Raw genomic sequence first — 16,505 nt, 5'->3', positions numbered from 1 at the left:
TCTGAAAAAAATAATTTAAAATCTAATGACTCACCCAATCGCCCTTATCGTTTTTATGATATTTCTTTTCCACAGCTGACCATGCTACTTTATGTGCAACAGTTTCTCTAGAATCGTTATCCCGTCTTTTTTTAGGAGATTTATATTGTTCAAATGCATGGTTAAAAGCTTCACGATAAATATCTTGAGCATGCTTTGGAAGATGATTTTTGACTGAATCGGGTAGGTCGGTATTGTTTTTGTAAGGCATAAAAAACCTCTGATATATAGTATTGTTTGGTGTCATTCTAGCGTGAGGTTTGTCAGCGTGGATTAGTTTTTCCGTCTGAGCTAAGGAAATTACAAAGTAATTGACGAAGCAAGGAAGTAAAAAAATGCTAACTTATAGCATTTTTTAGCTGAACCTAGTTAGCAAGCCACGGGATGCATTGTTGCGTAGATCATTTTCTCGTCATTGCGAGGAAAAACTGTAAGTTTTGACGAAGCAATCTCATTATTATTTCCTGAGATTGCCACGTCGCTTCGCTTCTCGTAATGACGACTTAGTATTCACGTAACAATGCCGCCACGGGATGACAGGGGAAAAATCGAGCCATGCAACAAGACCAGCATCAAGCGGGAATAGAATGACACATAAAATATTTTATAACATCAGAGGTTTTATTTCTAGAAAAAAGTTAAACTTAATTTTATGACCACAAACTTTTCATTTTGTTAAAAAAGCTGCCGTCATTTTCTTTTTCATTGGCGGATTCTCCTCTCAATTCTTCTAGTAATTCTCGTTGTCTTTTTGATAAATTTTTAGGTACTTCAACATGCACATGTGCAAGCATATCGCCTCTAATAGTTGATCTTATTTTAGACATACCTTTGCCGCATAATCTTAGCTGATCACCGTTTTGCGTACCTGCTGGAATGGTTAAGTTAACTTTGCCGCCTTCAATTACTGGCACCGCTACTTCTCCGCCAAGGGCAGCATTTACAAAACTAATAGGTAGTTTGCAATGTAAATTTGCTCCATCTACCTTATAAATATCATGAGGTTTTATTGCGATATCAACATATAAATCGCCATTATTGCCGCCTCTAATACCTGCTTCGCCTTCGCCTGGATGTCTTATTCGAGTGCCATTTTCAACACCTGCGGGAATATTCACCGATAAGTTTCGTTGCTTATGATAACGCCCTAAGCCGTGGCATTTTTTACAAGGGTTCTTAATGATTTGACCATTACCTTGGCATTTATGACAAGTTTGTTCAATCATAAAAAAGCCTTGCTGAACTCTAGTTGCACCTACGCCGCCACAAGCATCGCAAGTAGTTGTAGTTTCACCTTTTTCAGAGCCGCTACCATGACAAGTATCGCATTTTACTTCACTGGAAAAACTAATATTTTTTTCTACGCCATGAAATGCTTCTTCTAAATTAATCGTAAGATTATATTTTAAATCAGAGCCTCTAACCTTGCTTGAAGTTGGCTTTCTTCTGCCACCACCGCCCATAAAGTCGCTAAAGAAATCACCAAATATATCGTTGATATCAGCACCAAAAGGATGACCGCCCTGACTGCCTGCTCCGCCTCTTGCTTGTTGATTTTGGAAAGCATCATGTCCAAATCGGTCATAAGCTGCTCTTTTCTGTTCGTCTTTTAAAACCTCATAAGCGGCATTGATTTCTTTAAATTTTTTCTCGGCGTTTGTATCACCAGATGCGGCATTATCAGGGTGATATTGTTTAGCTAGCTTATGATAGGCTTTTTTAAGATCAGCACTATTTGCTGTTTTGCTAACTCCAAGGATTTGGTAATAATCTTGTGACATGAAATTATATTATATGGTTGTTTGGGGCTATGTATAACTAATAAAACGTCATTGCGAGGAAATTACAAAGTAATTGACGAAGCAATCTCAGGATGTTTAATGAGATTGCCACGTCGCTTCGCTCCTCGCAATGACGTTCTACTTTACTTCTTCTCTACATCTTCAAAGTCTGCGTCTACTACTTTTTCGTTGCTAGTAGTATTTTCTTCAGAAGCACTACCCGCAGCACCAGCGTCGCTTTGAGCTTTATACATTGCTTCGCCAATTTTCATACTAGCAGCGGTTAAGCTTTCGGTTTTTTCTTTAATTAATGAAGCATCTTCTGAATCTAAAACAGCTTTTAAAGCAGATAAAGCTTCTTCTACGCCTCCTTTATCTTCAGACGATAATTTATCACTATAATCTGTTAAAGTTTTCTCGGTAGAATAAATTAAGCTATCAGCAGCGTTTTTTGCTTCAATAAGCTCTTTATGCTTTTTATCCTCATCTGCATTTTTCTCAGCATCTTTAACCATTTGCTCGATTTCAGCATCGCTAAGACCGCCGGAAGCCTGTATTGTTACCCTTTGTTCTTTACCACTAGCCTTATCTTTCGCTGAAACATGTACTATGCCGTTTGCATCAATGTCAAAAGTTACTTCTATTTGTGGTACACCACGTGGAGCAGGAGGGATTCCTTCTAAATTAAATTGACCAAGCATTTTATTATCTTTTGCCATTTCACGCTCACCTTGGAATACTCTAATAGTTACTGCATGCTGATTATCATCGGCAGTAGAAAACACTTGGCTTTTCTTACTTGGAATTGTGGTATTACGATCAATTAATCTTGTAAACACACCGCCTAAAGTTTCAATACCAAGAGATAGAGGTGTAACGTCTAATAATAATATATCGGTTACTTCTTTATTTAATACTCCGCCTTGGATAGCTGCCCCAAGAGCTACAACCTCATCAGGATTCACGCCTTTATGCAGGGCACGCCCGAAGAATTTTTCTACTGCTTCTTGTACTTTCGGCATTCTGGTCATACCGCCAACTAGCACTACTTCTTGAATATCAGAAGCTTTTAAACCTGCATCCTTTAAAGCTTTACGGCAAGGTTCTATGGTTTTCTCAATTAAATCATCGACTAATTTTTCAAGTTCTGCTCTAGTAAATTTAATATTTAAATGTTTTGGACCGCTATTATCAGCTGTAATATAAGGCAAATTAATATCGGTAGTTAATGCAGATGATAATTCTTTTTTAGCTTTCTCAGCTGCTTCCTTTAAACGTTGAAGTGCGAGCGGGTCATTACGTAAATCAATACCACTTTCTTTTTTGAATGTATTTATTAAATGCTCTAATATTCTTGTATCAAAATCTTCACCACCAAGGAATGTATCGCCGTTAGTTGATTTTACTTCAAAAACACCATCACCAATCTCAAGAATTGAAACGTCAAATGTTCCGCCACCAAGGTCATAAACTGCAATAGTTTTACTTGCTGATTTATCAAAACCATAAGCAAGAGCTGCAGCAGTTGGTTCGTTGATTATTCGAAGTACTTCAAGCCCTGCGATTTTACCAGCATCCTTTGTTGCTTGACGCTGTGCATCATTAAAGTAAGCAGGCACAGTAATAACTGCTTGTGTTACTTTTTCACCTAAATAATTTTCAGCTGTTTCTTTCATTTTTTGTAAAATAAAAGCACTAATTTGGCTAGGCGAATGTTTTTTCCCTTCAACTTCAACCCATGCATCACCATTATCAGCTTTAACTATATTATATGGCACTATTTCTTGATCTTTTTTAACCATTGGATCGGTAAAATTTCTACCGATTAATCTTTTTACTGCATATACAGTATTACGCGGGTTGGTTACAGCCTGTCTTTTAGCGGACTGCCCAACTAATTTTTCACCATTTGCGAAAGCTATAATCGACGGCGTAGTTCGCTCACCTTCAGAGTTTTCTATTACTTTTGGCTCCTTACCTTCCATCACTGCAACGCAAGAGTTGGTAGTTCCAAGATCTATACCTATTACTTTTCCCATAAATCCTCTATTAATTTTTTATTTTGTTTATTGCTTTTTATTTGATATAGTGCTGCTTTAATCATTTTACAAGAGGTGTTAATGAAAAAATTATTAATTTTACCAAAAATTTTATTTATCGTTAATCTATTTTTATTAAATAATATAGTTTTAGCGTCGCCGGAAATAAGTAGTACTATATTTGAAAAAGCTAAGAAAGCTATTGTGACGATTGATACTAGAATTGCTGTATCAGCTTATGAAGATACAAATAGCTGGACAGGGACCGGATTTATTAATGATAAGAAAAATGGTTATATAATTACTAACACTCACGTTATTGGGCTTAGTGCAATCGGTACTTATTTTGTTACCTTTTATAATGGTGAGCAAGCTGAGGCAAAATTAATATATTATGATATTTGGCAAGATTATGCCGTTTTAAAAGTAGCTGGTAACGATATACCAGAGTCAGCAATGGAAATACCTTTTTCTAACGAATCTCCAACATTAAACCAGAAAGTTTTTGTAGTTGGTAACACCGAAGCACAAGGTTTTTCTTTCCATACAGGTTATTTATCTGATCTATATAATATTGATGGTATGATGCCGCAAGGTACTTATATAATTAATTTAAATGTTACCGGCGGTGCTAGTGGCTCACCAGTGTTAAACGATAAAATTGAGGCTATAGGTGTATTATATGGTGGTGGTAAGACCTACTCTTTAGCATTGCACGGCGATTATGTAATCCGCACTTTAGAAAGCTTAAAGAATAATAAAGAACCAATAAGACAGCATATGGGGATAATAAGCGATCTATATTCATTAAATAAAGCTGTTAGACATAATAATTTTCCTAAAGAGGAAATGGATAAATATATAAAGAAATTTCCCGATAGTAGAAATAGAGTTATAAGCGTTAAGACGGTTTTAGCTGGTTCGCCTGCTGAAAAGGTCTTGAAAGCCGGTGATATTATTTGGGCTATTAATGATAAAGAGCTAGGTGGTAATTTAGCGATGTTTGATAGAGAAATGGACAATTCTAAAAACGCCGTTACGAAACTTGTTATATTCCGTGATGGGAAAAAGCTTGAACAAACAGTTAATTTATATAACGTCAATAATAATAAAATCAGTAGAATGGTAAATTTTGGCGGTGCTATATTTTTTGAAGTAGATGATTATTTTAGTAATAAATCAGGTATTCCGCTTAAATCTTTAGCCATAGCTTCAGTTCAATCTGGTAGTAGCTTTAGTTCTATACCAACATTTTTCACTAAAGATTATAAAAATGTTTATAGACTGCAAATTTTTGAGATGAAAGATTTGAAGCTAAATAATCTTGATGATTTAATAAAGCTTATGCCAAATATTACTAAAGATAAATTTATAACTATAAGGTTTAAAAATTATCAACCATATTATGCTCATTTTGGTTACAATAAAATTATTTCGTCTCATGATGAAATGAGTGCAGATATAACTTTAGATTCCATAGATACTAAGCCATATATACTTAAATATAATAATGTTTCTTATGAATGGAATACAGAAAATATAAAGCTTCAGTAACTAATTTAGTTGTGATAAATTAACAATCGTTAATCAATTAAATAATATCAAATTCAACTCTGTTTATTGCGTTGTTTCTTCTAAATTTATAAACTTTAAATTACTAAGAATTTAATTTTTATCAATTTAGGAGAAATAATGACTCAACTACTCCCTGCACCCAATAATAATATATATAATTCGCTTACATCTGAAGATATAGATATGATAATAGAGTGTCTAATATCAGAAAAAGTATCGTCAAAATTGGATTTAGCATTTTTTAAAATAATAAACCCTAGGGCATTAAAACACTATGTTAATGGTTGTAATAAAGAACTCATTAAAAATATTTTTTGTCACGCATTTGAGAATGGTGAAAAGGAATTAGTAGCAAATATGTCGGAAATAGAACCTAAGCTAAAAAATTTTTTGCCAGAATTATTAGGAAGTGATCAATCCTCATTAGATGAAGTTTAAAAAAGCCTAAACCATTATAATTTATTATTTTAAGCTCTAATTATTATAATTTAGGAAAAAAAATGAAGAAGCAACAAAAACAATTATCCGTACCTAGTTTAGATTTAAGTGCTACAAAAAAAAAAAGCAAATCGGAAGATTTACTACCTCCACCTAATTCAGAAGAAGATAGAATAACTACACCTACTTCAGCACCAATTCTCTCAGATTGTAAAGAATTAGATTTAAAAGATTGTGAGAATTAAAAAAAAAATGAATTAAAAAAATATTTTAGGTCTATCACTGAACATAATAAAAGTATTTTTTGTCAAGCAGTAGAACAAAATAAGAAAGAATTAGTAAAAAATATACTGGCAATAAATACTGATTTGATAGACGTAAAAACTAAATTAGAGGGACATAATATTCTGCATAAAGCTCTTGCTGGTATAGTAGACGTAGAGATGGTAAAAATATTATTGGAAAATGAACCTTATTTAGTAGCAAGGATAGACAATCAAAGTCTAAATCCTTATATGTTCGGTGAAAGATATGGTTTTGGCATAGAAGCTCAAAATGAGCAAAATAGTAAAATTAAAAAAGTAATAGAACATTATGAGAAAAAAGTTGCTAGTGGTAAAGTACCTATTAGAGAATCAAAATCATTATTTATTAAAGATACTAAAGAAACTCCAGATAGTTTAAAGTTTTTGCAATATTTATATGATAAAGGAAATGAAGAAAATTTAAAACTTTATATAGCTGTTAATTTAAAACAAAATAAAGATGTTTTTTATCAAGCAGTGATGTCAAATAAAAAAAAGTTAGTAAAAAAGATATTAAGCTATAATCCTAAATGTATAGATTATACTAATTCGGAAGGTCATAATGTACTGCATATAGCACTTAAAAATAAAGCAAAAGCAGATGCAGAAATGATAGAAATATTACTGCAATGTAAACCTAAACTAATAACAGAGAAGAATAAGGAAAATTTGACTCCTCTTATGTTTGGAGAAAAATATGGCTTTAGTGAAGTACTATCAAAGAAAGAAATTGATAAAATAAAAGCAATACTGAAAGACTATGAGAGAGATGCTATTAGGTATGATTCGTATTTGCCTGATCCGCCTAATGAAAAAATGGTAGATTTCGAGGACGAATTACTAGGAAATAATTTAGGAGGGGTTAATGGGACAGAACTATAACATAAATAATAATGATGAGGGGATAACGCCTGAAAATACGTTACAATTTTTTAAAGATAAACTGTATCTTTGTGAGAACAATATATGCTCTATGACCAAGAATAGTAGGGATAAATTAAAGTATAGTGAGAAATTAATATTAGATAAGGTATTAAATTTAGCAATTAAAAATGAAGAGTATGTATTACTTAATGAAATGATAAAACTAGTACCTGTTTTAAAAAATTATATGTATGAAAAAGGGTTTATGGATGATAATAATTATTATGTTCTGCCTATGGGAGTGGATGTTGAAGTGTTGCCAAGCTAGATCGTTATTGTTCATATATCATTCCTGTTTTCACAGGAATGATATTGATAGATTTATAATTCGGTGACCGGTATAGTTTTTACTACTATGTTTCCATCTGCACCCATTACCTCAACATTATGCCATTCTGTTTTAGGGTAGTAATTATCATTATTAGTTGCTGCTTGTAAGGAAAATTTTTGTGATAACTCTATTAGCTTTTTCTCATATAATTTGAAAGATTTTTCTAAATCTTGCTTGGTTATATTGTTTATAGCTGTATTTCTAGCATTGTCCATTTTTGGTTTAGCAAAATTTTTTATGAGTTTGAAGAAATTTTTTGCTCCTTTTAAATTAATATTTATCATATAACATGGTCCTAAATTATTTTGAATCGGCAATATACAAATCTTGTTTAAGCGTGTCAACATAAATTAATAAATCTTATACTAAATATTAATAAAAAGTAATTATCATAATTTCCTTTCACAAAAGCAAAATAAACTGATATTAATATAAAAAGATGTTAGGGGGTTATTTGTTATCCATGGCTTGTACCTAGGTTGTTGTATAACTCGGAAAATGCCTTATATGTCATTCCCGCATAGGCGGGAATCCAGCATAAAGAGAGATAAATCGAGCTTTTAGTTTTAAAAACTTATTTTCCTGGATTCCCGCCGTTGCTAAGAATGACATAAAACAAAAACTGTCCTGTACTATTGGACAAGCCACGGGATGACATTGGTTCAACTAGATTGCTTCATTGAAACTTTCGGTTTCTTCTCGCAATGACACTTATAATCCAACCAGCATCTTGTAATCAAAAAAAGTCTAAAAAATTATGCGTTATTTATTTATTGTTTTCTTACTCTTATTTGTAAATGGTTGTAATTTAAAACCTGTTTATAATACAGAATATAGTAATAGTGAGGTAGTTAAAAATTTAGAATCTATTGAGGTAGAGCCTATTAAAACAATAGAAGGGTCTGAATTTTATCACCGATTAACAAGTATCTTGCCACAAAAAACAAAAGCAAAATATATTCTTAAAGCAGAATTAGCAGGGGCTACTACGCCTGCTACCATAGAAAAAAACTCGAATGTTTTAAGGGAGTATATCAATCAGTCAGTCAAATACCAATTAGTTGATATAGAAAGCCAAAAAGTATTAATCAAAGAAAAATTTTATCAATCAACATCATATAATTCTATTTTTACCCCCTATGCTTCAAGTGTTGAACGAGATGAAACAGGAATAGACCTTGCCTATGCGGCAGCTGAGGAAATTCGCAGCAGAATAATTTTATACTTTACTCGAAATAATAATTTATGAAATTCTATTTTTCGCAAATTAATCGTTTATTTGAATTAATAGCCAATGGTAAGGTTAAGGCTCTATTATTATATGGTCCTGATAAAGGTTATATAGATAAAATTTGCCGTCACTTAGTGAAAAAGTTTAACATGCTGCAAACTTCTATAGAATATAGTGACCTTAATATTTCTTCTTTAGAGATATTACTTAATTCGCCTAACTTCTTTAATCAAAAAGAATTAATTAGAATTAAAGGCGTAGGAAATTCGATCGATAAGAATTTAAAAGTAATTCTAAATGATAATTATATTAATTTTCCTGTATTTATTGGTGAAGATATTACCTCAAGCAGCAGCTTTAGAAAATTTTTTGAAACTGAAGAATCACTAGCTTCGCTTGCTTGTTATCATGATGATGAAGCAAAGATTGAGAAGATAGTTTTAGAAAAATTAGCTAAATGTAATAAAATTATAGATAGGGAAGCACTCATTTATTTAAAAAATCATTTAAAAGGGGATCATGAGTTAGTTTCCAACGAGATAAATAAGTTGATATATTTTGTGCATGATAAACAAGAAGTTACCTTAAATGACATTAAAGAGGTGCTAAGTAGTGAGATCATAGCTAATGGTAGCGATTTAGCAATGTACTTTTCACAAAAAAATTATGTCAGTTTTTTAAAAGAACTAGATATATTAAAAAAGCAAAATATAAATGAAGTGCTGATGATTAGAGCCTTAATAAGGCATTATCTAAATTTATATATAGTGTTGGCGAAAGTAAAAAATGGGGAGCGTGTTGATTCTGCAATAAAATCGCTATCACCGCCTATTTTTTATCAGTATATTAATGATTTTACCAAAATAGCAAATAGCCTTAATCTAGCTGAGTGCTTGAAGACTTTAAGAATATTGCAACAAGCGGAAGTGGATTATAAATTAAATCCTGCCGGGTTTGATCTTTTACAAAAAATCGTTGATGTCATCCCTGCTTTTAGCTACGAATGACATTAAAGGAATATATCATTATGCCAAGACCTGATTTTTCTGATCCTGATAAACAAATTCAAGAGATAATTAGAGTTAACCATGCTGGTGAGTATGGAGCAAGAAGGATTTATCAAGGACAGTTAAAATATACTAAATCTCAAAATGACTATGTATTAATTAAAGAGATGCTAGAGCAGGAAGAAGTGCATCTAGATTATTTTGAGAAAAAATTATTAGAAAAGAAAGTAAGACCTACTGCCTTATTATCTTTTTGGCATCATTATGGATTTTTACTTGGGGCTGTATCTTCTAAAATTGGTACAAAAACAGCAATGTTAGTTACGGAGAGTGTAGAAGAAGTAATAGAGAAGCATTATGCACAGCAAATAAATTATTTGGAAAATAAAGGCATTGAACCAGAATTATTAGATAATATTGTAAAATTTCGGTTAGATGAGATTGAACATAAAGACACAGCTATAATAAATGATAGCGAGCAAGCAATATTTGCAAAAGCAACAAGTAGCGTAGTAAAAGCGATTTGTAGAATTGCTATTAAACTAAGCAAAAAGATTTAATCCTCACTGCCGTCATATCCAAGAAGTTCTAAATATATATTTTCTATGTTTAGGTTAGATTCTGAAGTTTAATAGTCTTCATGTATTAGGAATTAAGAAAAAATAGGGTGCCAGGGGTTAAGCTCCGTTGTTACAATATAACAACCTCCATTATACTTCATGATTTTACTCACTTATAATAACAGACCCCTGGCATAAACTTGACTTATAAGTTTTTGACAGATTGGTCTTGCAACAATGGAGCTTAAACATCATTAGCATTTCATATATTAGTTGAATAATATAAATAGTCAAGAGGCTTTAGTTGTTATATTGATAAAAAATGTAATTTTCAGTTAATAAGCACTATTTTTATATTTTTTGGCTGATATTTTGTGGTAAAATTTGCTTTTAAATAAATAATAATTTATATTTACGTATGTAATCAGAAATAAAAAAATAAAATATGAATAATTCTCATCCTACTACTAAGTCACATTTATTTCATATAGTTGATCCAAGCCCTTGGCCTATTTTAACTTCATTCGCTTTGCTTATTTTAGTTGCGGGTGGCGTTTCATTTATGCATAGCTATAAATTTAACCATTACATATTAGCTTTTGGAGTTATTTCAGTGGCTTATTGCTTATATTCTTGGTGGAGAGATGTAATAAAAGAGGGAATAATAGATCATAGTCATACCGAGCCTGTTAGACATGGTCTAAGAATTGGGATGGCTTTATTTATTTTAACCGAAATAATGTTTTTTGGAGTATTTTTTGCATCTTTCTTTAAATCAAGTTTATCGCCTGTTGGTCTTTTAGATGGTGTATGGGTAATAAAACAAGGCGTATGGCCGCCACCTAACATTAAAGTTTTTGATCCATTTGATATTCCTTTTATTAATACTTTAATATTACTTTTATCTGGTACTACTGTTACTTGGGCTCATTATGCCTTAGAAGAACGTAATCAAAAAGATTGTGTAACGGCTCTTGGTCTTACTATAATTCTTGGAATATTCTTCACTTGTATGCAAGCATATGAATATTACCATGCGGCTTTTAAATTTACTGATGGTATATATCCGTCTAATTTTTATTTAGCAACTGGCTTTCATGGTGCACATGTAATTATAGGTACTATATTTTTAATAGTATGCTGTTTCAGGGCGAGAAGAGGTGACTTTGCTATTAAAAATAATGGGCATTTAGGATTTGAATTTGCAGCATGGTACTGGCATTTTGTTGATGTAGTATGGTTATTTTTATTTACTTTTGTATATATATTTGGTAGTTAGTCATAGACTATAGACCATAATATGTGATTATAATGTTACTTAAAACAAGTATTTTTGCAATATTTTGGTATATTAATTTAAATTACATATATTTATAGGTTGATTTATATGTAAATAGAATATACATTAATCTTTAAATAACTAATCATAATTGAGGTAAAAAATATGAATTTGCGTAAATTAAATGAAGAATTAATTGATTACAACATGTCGCTACGTCTATTATTTATGGTACTTGGTTTAGCTATTATAACAATGTCCATGGATAGTTTAGCTGCAGCTAGCGTTGGTGATCCAGTAGGTGCGGCATTATGTAATGTAATTTTAGTATTTAGAGGTAATACAGCAAGAGGTATTGCCGTTGTTGGTATAATCGTGCTAGGTATTCAAACACTTAGAGGAAAACTACAATGGGAAGTAGCTTTAGTTATAGTTGCGGCAATTATAATATTATTTAAAGCTCCAGACATAGTATCTATGGTATCAGATAGTACTGGTAATGCTAATTGTGGTACCACCAGCGTTACTTCGTAATTGTTAACATTTAAGTTCTAAAGATAAAGTACTCATAAGATTTGCTCTTATGGGTACTTTTTCTTTTTTTAAGATTTAAAAGCTCAAACATTATAAATTCTAGTTTCTATTAAAATAATAAAAACCCTTATCAAAAACACACAAAACCTAGCAAAAATATATAAGTTTACAAAATTTTAGAAATTGAATTCTTGAAATCCTTTAAACCTATATGTATATTTAGGTATTAACTGAATTTTAAGTTCTTATGAAATTAGCAAAAATATTAAGTGCCCTTTTATGCTTAGGGCTAATTCTAAACGGATGTAAAAGCAAAAAAAGTAACGATGATTTAGTTACTCCTATTTCTACTCTTTATAATGAGGGTGTTACTCTGCTTGAGAAAAAGAAGTATAAAAATGCTGCTGAAGAATTTGAAAAAATATTTTATCAGCATCCGGGTAATGAATTTACGCCGCAAGCAGAGTTGATGCAGGCATACTCATTATTCCTTGCTGCTCAATACGAAGAGGCAGTTGATGTACTTGATATTTTCATTAATTTACATCCTGCAAATGTTGATATTGCTTATGCATATTACCTTAAAGCTCTTTCATATTATATGCTAATTTCTGATGTGAATCATGATCAATCTAGAACTTTCTTGGCTAAAGATAGTTTTGAAGATCTAATTACAAAATTCCCAAATACTAAATATGCTATTGATTCATCTTTAAAAATTGATTTAGTAAATGATCATTTAGCTGGTAAAGAGTTAACAATTGGTAGATTCTATTTAAAGAAGAAGAATCCAATGGCAGCAATTAATCGATTTGAAGAAGTAGTCGAAAATTATCAAACTACCTCTCATTGTGTAGAAGCACTTTATCGTTTAACTGAAAGCTATATGATGCTTGGATTATCGGATGAGGCAATGAAATATGCTTCGGTTCTTGGTCATAACTATCCAGATAGTAAATGGTATAGCTATGCTTATAAATTAATTAAAGGATACAATATTGGTAAATAAATAGTATGTATACGAAGATCAATTTCAAAAAGAGCAAGGAATCCACAAGACGAGGAACGGAGCGTATATTAATACGTGAGTACCGCAGTACTTGTAGGACGACGATGCCAATTTTTGAAATTCATCGAGTAGACTATGTTTCATAGTCTTTCAGTTAAAAACTTTATCCTGATAGACGAGTTAGAAATCGAATTTACTAATGGTTTATGCGTTATTACCGGCGAAACCGGTGCCGGTAAGTCTATTTTACTTGATGCTATTTTATTTTGTTTGGGCTATAAAACTTCAAGTGCCGGCATAATAAAGCATGGGAAAGATTATGCAGCCGTTAATATAGTCTTTTCATTAAATGATGAAATAAAAAATTTCCTAACTCAAAATTTCATTGAATTAGAGGAATCGCTACTTATAAAATGTGTCCAAAAAGCAGAAGGACGCAAAAATTTCTTTATCAATAATCAAGTAGTTAACAAAGCTATTATGCAACAATTAGCTACTTATTTATTTGAACTTCACGGACAAAACAATAATATTTCCCTTTTAGAAATCAATACGCAGCGTGATATTTTAGATAGTTTTGGGGATCTTTTAGAACTTCGTATGCAGCTTGCCAAGTGTTATCAAGCGTGGCAGAATATCCGTAATGAAATTGCTGAAATAGCACTTAAACAAAATTCCATAGAACAAGAAATTGATTATTTGAACTTCGTAACCGAAGAGCTGATTAAGCTTAATGTTCAAACAGGCGAAGAAGAGCAGCTAACAAATATACGAAAAGATTTGCAAAATAAAGATAAAGATTTGCAGCTAATCAAAGATATTTTCGAGCAAGTTAATAATCCTGAAATAAATAGCTCAATTAGTAAAGCAGAAAAGCTATTAGCAAAGCAAAGCCAAAATGAAGAATTCGCAAATATTTCTACAAATCTTGAAGAAGCTTATAATAATTTAGAAGAGGCGAGACAAAATTTATCGAATCTTCTAGAAAATTTTAACAAGTTAGATTATAACCTTGAAGAAATAGAAGAAAGATTATTTGCAATAAAAGCAATTAGTCGCAAATATAATGTTTCTGCTGACGCACTTAAGACATTTTTAGAGGAATCTTTAAATCGGCTAAATAGCTTGAAAGGGAAAATAGCAAATCAAGCAGAATTGCAAGTGCAAGAAGCAAAATTAAGTACAGAATATTATAAACTTGGTAAGGATTTATCGGGCAAACGTCTTGCCGCAGCAAAGCGTTTAGAAGAAGTGCTGCACCATGAATTAAAGCAATTAAAAATGGAAAAAGCTACTTTTCATGTTAATATAGCAGAAAGAAAAGAAGCGGCAGCATATGGCATAGATGATATAGTTTTTAAAGCTTCCACCAACCCGGGGATGTCTCCAGAGGCAATTAATAAAATCGCTTCGGGCGGTGAATTATCAAGATTTATGCTTGCTTTAAAAACTTCCTTATTTAATAAAATGGTTAAACCTGCTATTATATTTGATGAAATAGATGTGGGAATTGGCGGTGAGGTTGCAGATAAAGTTGGTGAAAGGCTCAAAAAGCTTAGCTCAGCTACGCAAGTAATAGTTATAACGCACCAGCCTCAAGTAGCGGGAAAAGCAGATTTGCATATAAAAATTGAGAAAACGCAGTTAGAAAAAGAAACAAAAGTAACAGTAAAAGCTTTAAATTTAGCCGAAAGACAGCAAGAACTTGCCCGCATGATTTCAGGTAAAGCAATTACTGAAGCAAGCTTAAAGGCGGCTAAGGAACTACTTTGTCATCCCGTGGCTTGACCACGGGATGACAAAGAGAAATCATATAATAAAGCTCCTTGCAATGACAAACAATAAGGAATATATGAACAATTACAAAAAACTAGAAAATGAACTTTCAACCATCTCAAATTTTAAAAATATCTTAAGCATATTATATTGGGATATAGCGGTAAATATGCCTATAGGTTCAGGGGAAAGTAGGACAAACGAGATGGTATCTTTAACTTCGCTAGTTCATTCTCTGGTAAAATCCCCGTTGCTTAAAGAGTTAGTTAGCAGAGCAAAGGAAGAGGCAAAAAATCTTGATGAATGGCAGAATGCTAATATAAGAGAAATTGAGCGGAAGATATTAGATGCAAATTGTATCGATGAGGAATTACAAAAAAGAATAGTAGCTGCAACTACTAAAGCTGAACTTGTTTGGCGAAAAGCAAGAAATACTAATGATTATAATTTATTTAAGCCTCATTTGCAGAAAGTTTTAGATTATACAAGAGAAGTTGCTAAAGTACGTGCAGGTGTATTTAATTGCAGTCCTTACGATGCATTAATTGATATGTATGATCCAAGTAGAACAAGCAGCGAGATTAAAAAAGTTTTTTCATATGTTAAAGAAAATCTTTCTGAGCTTATTGGTAAGGTTTTAGAAAAGCAGAAAAGTCAAAAAGAACTGGTAAAAAGTACTGAATTAAGTCCTGAAATACAAAAAAATATCGGCAAGCGTATAATGGAAATTATGCAATTTGACACTACAAAAGGGCGGCTTGATGAGTCTACTCATCCTTTTTGCGGTGGAACACCAAATGATATACGCTTAACTATCAGATATGATAAAGATAATTTCATAAGCGGCTTAATGGGGATTATTCACGAAACTGGACATGCTTTATATGAGCAGAACTTACCAGAAATGTACAAGGGGCAGCCGGTCGGACGTGCTAAAGGCATGGCTTTTCACGAAAGTCAGTCTTTGTTTATGGAGATGCAAGTAGGTAGGTCAAGAGAGTTTACGGAGTTTTTAGCAAAATTACTTCGTGATGAATTTAACCTTAAGTCGGAAGAATATTCGGCAGATAATTTATATAGGGCAATTACGAAAGTTGAGCCGGATTTTATCAGAGTTAACGCTGATGAGGTAACTTACCCGATGCATGTAATATTGCATTTTGAAATAGAAGAATTACTTATTAGCGGTGAATTAAATCTTGATGAATTGCCAAATTTTTGGGATAGTAAGATGCAGGAATATTTAGGAATAAAACCTAGAAGCTTTAGTGAAGGATGTTTGCAAGATATTCATTGGTCTAGCGGATGGTTCGGTTATTTTCCAGCTTACACAAATGGGGCAATTATTGCATCAATGGTAATGAAGAAAGTAAAAGAAATAAACAAAAGCGTAAAAGATGATATTTTAAAAGGTGACTTTAGTAACTTAAATAATTATTTGAATAAAAATTTCAGAAATTTCGGTTCACTAAAAAATTCGCCTGATTTGCTAAAGAGTGCTAGCGGTGAGGAGAATATAAATCCTGAAGTGTTCATTAAGTACTTGGAAGAGAAGTATTTGTAATAAACGAGGTGCCATGCCGTGACTTGTGTCTAGATTTTTGTGTGGCTCTGATGTCATCCCTAGCTAAAAGCGGGGATCCAGAAAAAAGCAAAATACAGTAAGTTTTTAAAGTC

General features: G+C 32.1%; 17 protein-coding genes. 13 read left to right on the top strand and 4 right to left on the bottom strand.

The genetic code is table 11. From position 1 onward, the window contains the following. Positions 1-22: 22 nt before the first annotated feature. The 3 genes from RBE_RS05800 to dnaK all read right to left on the bottom strand — a co-directional run bounded on the left by RBE_RS05800 (position 23) and on the right by dnaK (position 3,859). Entirely contained in the window at positions 23-250 is a 228-nt protein-coding gene (locus RBE_RS05800) for a ChaB family protein (RefSeq protein ID WP_012151648.1), read from the bottom strand. 439 nt (positions 251-689) lie between these two features. Next, entirely contained in the window at positions 690-1,820 is a 1,131-nt protein-coding gene (gene dnaJ, locus RBE_RS05795) for a molecular chaperone DnaJ (protein ID WP_011477773.1), read from the bottom strand. Between the two features lie 143 nt (positions 1,821-1,963). After that, on the bottom strand, positions 1,964-3,859 hold the full coding sequence (gene dnaK, locus RBE_RS05790; protein ID WP_011477772.1) for a molecular chaperone DnaK: 1,896 nt from the start codon (positions 3,857-3,859) through the stop codon (positions 1,964-1,966). 60 nt (positions 3,860-3,919) lie between these two features. Between dnaK and RBE_RS05785 the strand changes: the two genes are divergently transcribed. From RBE_RS05785 to RBE_RS05765, 5 genes are all read left to right on the top strand, one after another. Continuing rightward, a complete protein-coding gene (locus tag RBE_RS05785) occupies positions 3,920-5,413 on the top strand; it encodes a S1C family serine protease (protein WP_041804712.1) in 1,494 nt (497 codons plus the stop codon). A gap of 138 nt (positions 5,414-5,551) precedes the next feature. Then, on the top strand, positions 5,552-5,872 hold the full coding sequence (locus RBE_RS05780) for a hypothetical protein (protein WP_011477770.1): 321 nt from the start codon (positions 5,552-5,554) through the stop codon (positions 5,870-5,872). Between the two features lie 62 nt (positions 5,873-5,934). Next, on the top strand, positions 5,935-6,117 hold the full coding sequence (locus RBE_RS05775; RefSeq protein WP_041804710.1) for a hypothetical protein: 183 nt from the start codon (positions 5,935-5,937) through the stop codon (positions 6,115-6,117). Between the two features lie 123 nt (positions 6,118-6,240). After that, positions 6,241-7,059 (top strand): ankyrin repeat domain-containing protein, encoded by an 819-nt coding sequence (locus tag RBE_RS05770; protein ID WP_041804708.1) that lies wholly within the window; start codon positions 6,241-6,243, stop codon positions 7,057-7,059. Continuing rightward, entirely contained in the window at positions 7,043-7,369 is a 327-nt protein-coding gene (locus RBE_RS05765; protein ID WP_011477768.1) for a hypothetical protein, read from the top strand. The genes RBE_RS05770 and RBE_RS05765 overlap by 17 nt, the downstream gene beginning before the upstream one ends. A gap of 53 nt (positions 7,370-7,422) precedes the next feature. Here the strand turns inward: RBE_RS05765 and RBE_RS05760 are convergent, their stop codons facing one another. Then, positions 7,423-7,716 (bottom strand): hypothetical protein, encoded by a 294-nt coding sequence (locus tag RBE_RS05760; RefSeq protein ID WP_012151652.1) that lies wholly within the window; start codon positions 7,714-7,716, stop codon positions 7,423-7,425. 473 nt (positions 7,717-8,189) lie between these two features. Here RBE_RS05760 and RBE_RS05755 point away from each other — a divergent pair, with 473 nt between their 5' ends. The 8 genes from RBE_RS05755 to RBE_RS05720 all read left to right on the top strand — a co-directional run bounded on the left by RBE_RS05755 (position 8,190) and on the right by RBE_RS05720 (position 16,392). Then, positions 8,190-8,681, top strand: a complete 492-nt coding sequence (locus tag RBE_RS05755; protein ID WP_011477766.1) for a hypothetical protein — start codon at positions 8,190-8,192, stop codon at positions 8,679-8,681. Continuing rightward, positions 8,678-9,670, top strand: coding sequence for a DNA polymerase III subunit delta (gene holA / locus RBE_RS05750; protein WP_011477765.1), 993 nt, complete (start codon positions 8,678-8,680; stop codon positions 9,668-9,670). Before RBE_RS05755 ends, holA begins: the two co-directional genes overlap by 4 nt. 20 nt (positions 9,671-9,690) lie before the next feature. After that, positions 9,691-10,230, top strand: coding sequence for a demethoxyubiquinone hydroxylase family protein (locus tag RBE_RS05745; RefSeq protein WP_011477764.1), 540 nt, complete (start codon positions 9,691-9,693; stop codon positions 10,228-10,230). 445 nt (positions 10,231-10,675) lie between these two features. Next, on the top strand, positions 10,676-11,509 hold the full coding sequence (locus RBE_RS05740; RefSeq protein WP_011477763.1) for a cytochrome c oxidase subunit 3: 834 nt from the start codon (positions 10,676-10,678) through the stop codon (positions 11,507-11,509). Between the two features lie 165 nt (positions 11,510-11,674). Continuing rightward, the gene (locus RBE_RS05735; RefSeq protein WP_011477762.1) at positions 11,675-12,043 is read left to right on the top strand and encodes a TrbC/VirB2 family protein; all 369 of its coding nucleotides are present in this window, start codon (positions 11,675-11,677) and stop codon (positions 12,041-12,043) included. A gap of 247 nt (positions 12,044-12,290) precedes the next feature. Continuing rightward, positions 12,291-13,052: an outer membrane protein assembly factor BamD gene (locus tag RBE_RS05730; protein ID WP_011477761.1), complete on the top strand. Its 762-nt coding sequence runs from the start codon at positions 12,291-12,293 to the stop codon at positions 13,050-13,052. 135 nt (positions 13,053-13,187) lie between these two features. Then, the gene (gene recN / locus RBE_RS05725) at positions 13,188-14,840 is read left to right on the top strand and encodes a DNA repair protein RecN (RefSeq protein WP_011477760.1); all 1,653 of its coding nucleotides are present in this window, start codon (positions 13,188-13,190) and stop codon (positions 14,838-14,840) included. A gap of 64 nt (positions 14,841-14,904) precedes the next feature. Then, positions 14,905-16,392 carry a carboxypeptidase M32 gene (locus RBE_RS05720; RefSeq protein WP_041804899.1) on the top strand — a complete coding sequence of 496 codons (1,488 nt, stop codon included), beginning with the start codon at positions 14,905-14,907 and terminating at the stop codon, positions 16,390-16,392. Positions 16,393-16,505 lie beyond the last annotated feature (113 nt).

The organism is Rickettsia bellii RML369-C (assembly GCF_000012385.1).
GTDB classification, from domain to species: domain Bacteria; phylum Pseudomonadota; class Alphaproteobacteria; order Rickettsiales; family Rickettsiaceae; genus Rickettsia; species Rickettsia bellii.
This window is presented reverse-complemented; position numbering and strand designations above follow the sequence as displayed.